The organism is Vulcanococcus sp. DEBay_Sum22DG08_74, assembly GCF_017852955.1.
In the GTDB taxonomy this organism is placed as follows: domain Bacteria; phylum Cyanobacteriota; class Cyanobacteriia; order PCC-6307; family Cyanobiaceae; genus Vulcanococcus.
This window is the reverse complement of the sequence record NZ_JAFMKL010000137.1, coordinates 1-3,951: the sequence shown is the minus strand read 5'-3', so window position 1 is coordinate 3,951 and position 3,951 is coordinate 1. Positions and strand designations below refer to the sequence as shown.

The 3,951-nt window shown below is 66.2% G+C and carries 2 protein-coding genes; one reads left to right on the top strand and one right to left on the bottom strand.

All coding sequences use genetic code 11. The features are described 5' to 3' along the window. Positions 1-10: 10 nt before the first annotated feature. Complete coding sequence (locus QZ184_RS10640) at positions 11-2,371, bottom strand: bifunctional (p)ppGpp synthetase/guanosine-3',5'-bis(diphosphate) 3'-pyrophosphohydrolase (RefSeq protein ID WP_296416239.1); 2,361 nt, start codon at positions 2,369-2,371, stop codon at positions 11-13. Between the two features lie 110 nt (positions 2,372-2,481). Here QZ184_RS10640 and QZ184_RS10635 point away from each other — a divergent pair. Beyond that, positions 2,482-3,951, top strand: a 1,470-nt coding sequence (locus QZ184_RS10635; RefSeq protein WP_296419549.1) for an ABC transporter ATP-binding protein, incomplete at its 3' end; no start/stop codon positions are given.

The window sequence follows — 3,951 nt, the reverse complement described above, 5'->3', positions numbered from 1 at the left end:
GCAACAGGGATTAGCCGATGCCGGCGCGGGCGATGTCGAGCACATCGGCCATCGAGCGGATCTGATCCATGGTGTTGCTCAGCTGATTCGCGCTCTCCAGCTCCACCTTCAGGTCAATGCGTGCAGGACGGCCAGGATTGGTGCGCACCCGGGCATCGCTGACATTGATGCGGTGGTCGGACAGGCGCGTGAGGATGTCCTTCAGCACACCCACCCGGTCGAGCACCTCAATCCGCAGTTGAACGGGATAGCGGCGACGCTGTGAATCACTGACCTGGGGATTCCACTGCACCGGCAGGCGGCGCTCAGCCGGCACTGAACCGAGGTTGGAGCAATCCTGACGGTGAATGGTGATGCCGTGGTTGCCGAGGGCGACCGTGCCGACAATCGCCTCGCCAGGGAGGGCACTGCAACAGCCGCCCAAGCGATATTCGAGGCCTTCGAGACCCAGGATCGGGCTGGCGTCGCCATGGCCCGTCAGGGGAGTCGATGGCCCCGAGGTCTGCTCCCCCTGCTGGGTGAGGTTGCGGGCGAGTTCTTCATCGCTGATGACCGGGGCCTCGGCCTCGGTGGCCAGGCGCAGCTCCTCCCGCAGGCGGTTCAGGACTTGATGGAGGGTGACGCCACCAAAGCCAATGGCCGCGAGCAGATCCTCGGTGCCGACGAGGTTGCAACGGCGCGCCACCTTCGCCATCGCCTCGCCATTGAGGAGGGCGTCAAAACCATCACGGCCCAGCTCGCGCTCGAGCATGTCGGTGCCGCGCTGGATGTTCTCCTCACGATGGCTCTTCTTGTACCACTGGCGAATGCGATTACGCGCCGTGGGCGTGGCCACGAAGTTGAGCCAATCCAGGCTGGGGTGAGCCGTCTTGGAGGTCAGGATCTGAACGAAGTCGCCGTTCTGCAGCGGCGTTGCCAAGGGGCAGAGGCGATCGTTGATGCGGGCCCCTTGGCAGTGGTTCCCCACCTCGGAGTGAATGCGATAGGCAAAGTCGACTGGAGTTGAGCCATTGCGCAGGCCCACCACATCTCCACCGGGAGTGAAGACAAACACCTCTTCGTCAAAGAGGTCCTCTTTGATCGAGCGCAGGAAGTCCCCGCTGTCCTCCCCCACGCCATCTTTTTGCCAATCCACCAGCTGCCGCAGCCAGTTGAAGCGCTCGGCATCCGATCCGGTGGCGGCGGGGGATCCGCCCTCTTTGTATTTCCAGTGGGCTGCGATGCCGAACTCCGCCACCCGGTGCATCTCGGCCGTGCGGATCTGGACTTCAATCGGCCGATGGCGACCGATGACCGCCGTATGCAGGGACTGGTAGCCATTGGGCTTCGGCAGCCCGATGTAGTCCTTGAAGCGACCAGGAATCGGGCGGAAGGTGTCATGGACCACCGCCAGGGCGCGATAGCAGCTCTCGACGTTCGGGCAGATGATCCGCAGTGCCGCCACGTCGTAGATCTCGTGGAAGGCCTTGCGTTGGGTCTGCATCTTGTTCCAGATGCCATAGAGGTGCTTGGGCCGTCCACTGACCTCGCACTCACCCAAGCCCACAGACGACAACTTGCCGCTGAGGATGTCGGCGGTGACCCCCAGGCGCTCCTCGCGGTCACTGCGCTTGCTGGAGACCTGCTGCTGCACGTCGCGGAAGGCCTCGGGCTCGAGGATCTTGAAGGCCAGGTCCTCCAACTCCCACTTGAAGCGACCAATGCCCAAGCGGTTGGCTAAGGGGCCGTAGATCTCACGCGTTTCCCGGGCAATCCGCTGCTGCTTCTCGGGCTTGAGCGCACCGAGGGTGCGCATGTTGTGCAGGCGATCAGCCAGCTTCACCAGCACCACGCGGATGTCACTGGCCATCGCCAGGAACATCCGGCGCAGGTTTTCGGCCTGGGCCTCGGTCTTGTTGGTGAAGTGAATGCCCCCCAGCTTGGTGACCCCCTCCACCAAGCCCCGCACCTCAGAGCCGAAGTGCTGCTCGATCTCCTCTGGCGTGACCTCGGTGTCCTCCACCACGTCATGGAGGAATCCAGCGGCGATCACCCCCGCACTGGCACCGATGTCACGCAGCAGATCAGCGACCGCCACGGGATGGCAGATGTAGGGCTCCCCGCTGGCCCGCACCTGGCCGTCATGGAGCTGAAACGCGAAGTCGAAGGCTGAGGCCAGCAGCGCCTCGGTGTCGGTGGGGCAACTTTCCCCGACCCCAGGGGGAACGTGCTCAATGCAGGTGTGCAGCCACGCCGGCAGCTCAATGCCGTAGTCCGCGGGGCTGTTGATGATCCGTCTGCCGAGCGCCGCTCCTGGGCCCTGGCGTTCAGCAGCAGCCGCTGCCCCACTGGAGGCGGACCGTTCTGCCGTACCGGGCACCGCCTGGAGCATTGCGCTCTGCGATTTCCACCATCGTATGCAGTGGCCCTCACAAACCGACCACAGGTGAGGGTTTGCCCTTCCCGCACCTGCCAGCCTGGGTGGAGTGCTGTTGCCTGACCATGGCCGCCCCAGCCCATCCCGGTGCGGTCCTGGAGCTGCAAGGCCTGCGCGTGCGCTACCCGGGGAGCCAAAGCAACACCCTCGATGGCCTCCATCTCCAGTTGAACGCGGGTGAACGCCTCGCCCTGGTGGGACCCAGCGGCTGCGGCAAAAGCACGGTGGCCCGAGCCGTGCTGCAACTGCTCCCCCAGGGCAGTCGCTGCCAAGGCGGACTGTTGCTCAAGGGCAGGGATCCAAGGACCCTCAGGCGCTCCGAACTGCGGCGGCTGCGGGGCGAGGCGGTCGGCCTGGTCTTCCAAGACCCGATGACCCGGCTGAACCCCCTGATGACGATCGGTGAGCACCTGGCCGACACCCTCAGCGAACACCGCCCGGCCTGGCAGCAGGCACGAATCCGTGAACGGGCTCGGGCCTTACTCCAGCGGGTCGGCATCACCGAGGAGCGCTACAGCAGTTATCCCCACGAGTTCAGCGGCGGAATGCGGCAGCGTCTCGCCATTGCCCTGGCCATGGCCCTGCGCCCCGCCCTGGTCATTGCCGATGAACCCACCACCAGCCTGGATGTGGCCGTGGCCGGGCAGGTCATGCAGGAGCTCTGCGAACTCTGCCGGGAGGCCGGCAGCGCCCTGTTGCTGATCAGCCATGACCTGGCCATGGCCGGGCGCTGGTGCGATCAAATCGCCGTCCTCGATCAGGGCCGACTGGTGGAGCAGGCCCCAGCGACCACCCTGCTCACCCAACCCCAATCTCCCCTGGCCCAACGGCTCGTGGGGGCCGCGCGGGCCCGGGAAGGCGGTGTCACACCCGCCCCATCCAATGCCTCTCCCCTGCTGGAGCTGGAGGGACTGCGCTGCTGGCATCCCCTGCCGGGATTGCCCTGGCAGTCCCGCTGGTACCGGGCCGTGGACGGGGTCAGCCTGCAGCTGCGCCACGGTGAAACCGTGGGTGTCGTTGGCGCCTCCGGTTGCGGCAAGAGCACCCTCTGCCGCGCCCTGATGGGGCTGACGCCGGTCCGGGGCGGCAGCGTGAAGCTCAAGGGCGTTGATCTCATGCGCCTGCGGGGTGAGGCCCTGCGCCAGGCCCGGCGGCGCATCCAAATGGTCTTTCAAGACCCGCTGGCCTGCCTGAACCCAGCGATGACCGTGGGGGAGGCCATTGCCGATCCACTCTTGATCCATGGGCTCGCCAGCCCAGCGGCCGCCCGTGAACAGGCCCGGCAGTGGCTGGAGGCCGTTGGCCTGCAGCCGCCCGAGGCCTTTGAGGGGCGCCTGCCCCGCCAGCTCTCCGGCGGTCAGCAACAGCGGGTCGCCATCGCACGGGCCCTGGTGCTGGAACCGCAGGTGCTGCTCTGCGACGAGAGCGTGAGCATGCTCGATGCCGAAGTCCAGGCCGAGGTACTGCAGCTACTGCGCTCGCTCCAGGACCGCCTCGGTCTGGGGCTGATCTTTGTCACCCACGACCTGGCTGTG

What these genes read in the sequence shown, in the direction of transcription:
- QZ184_RS10640 (WP_296416239.1), bottom strand. Translation starts at nt 2,371, where the DNA reads ATGCTCCAGGCGGTGCCCGGTACGGCAGAACGGTCCGCCTCCAGTGGG.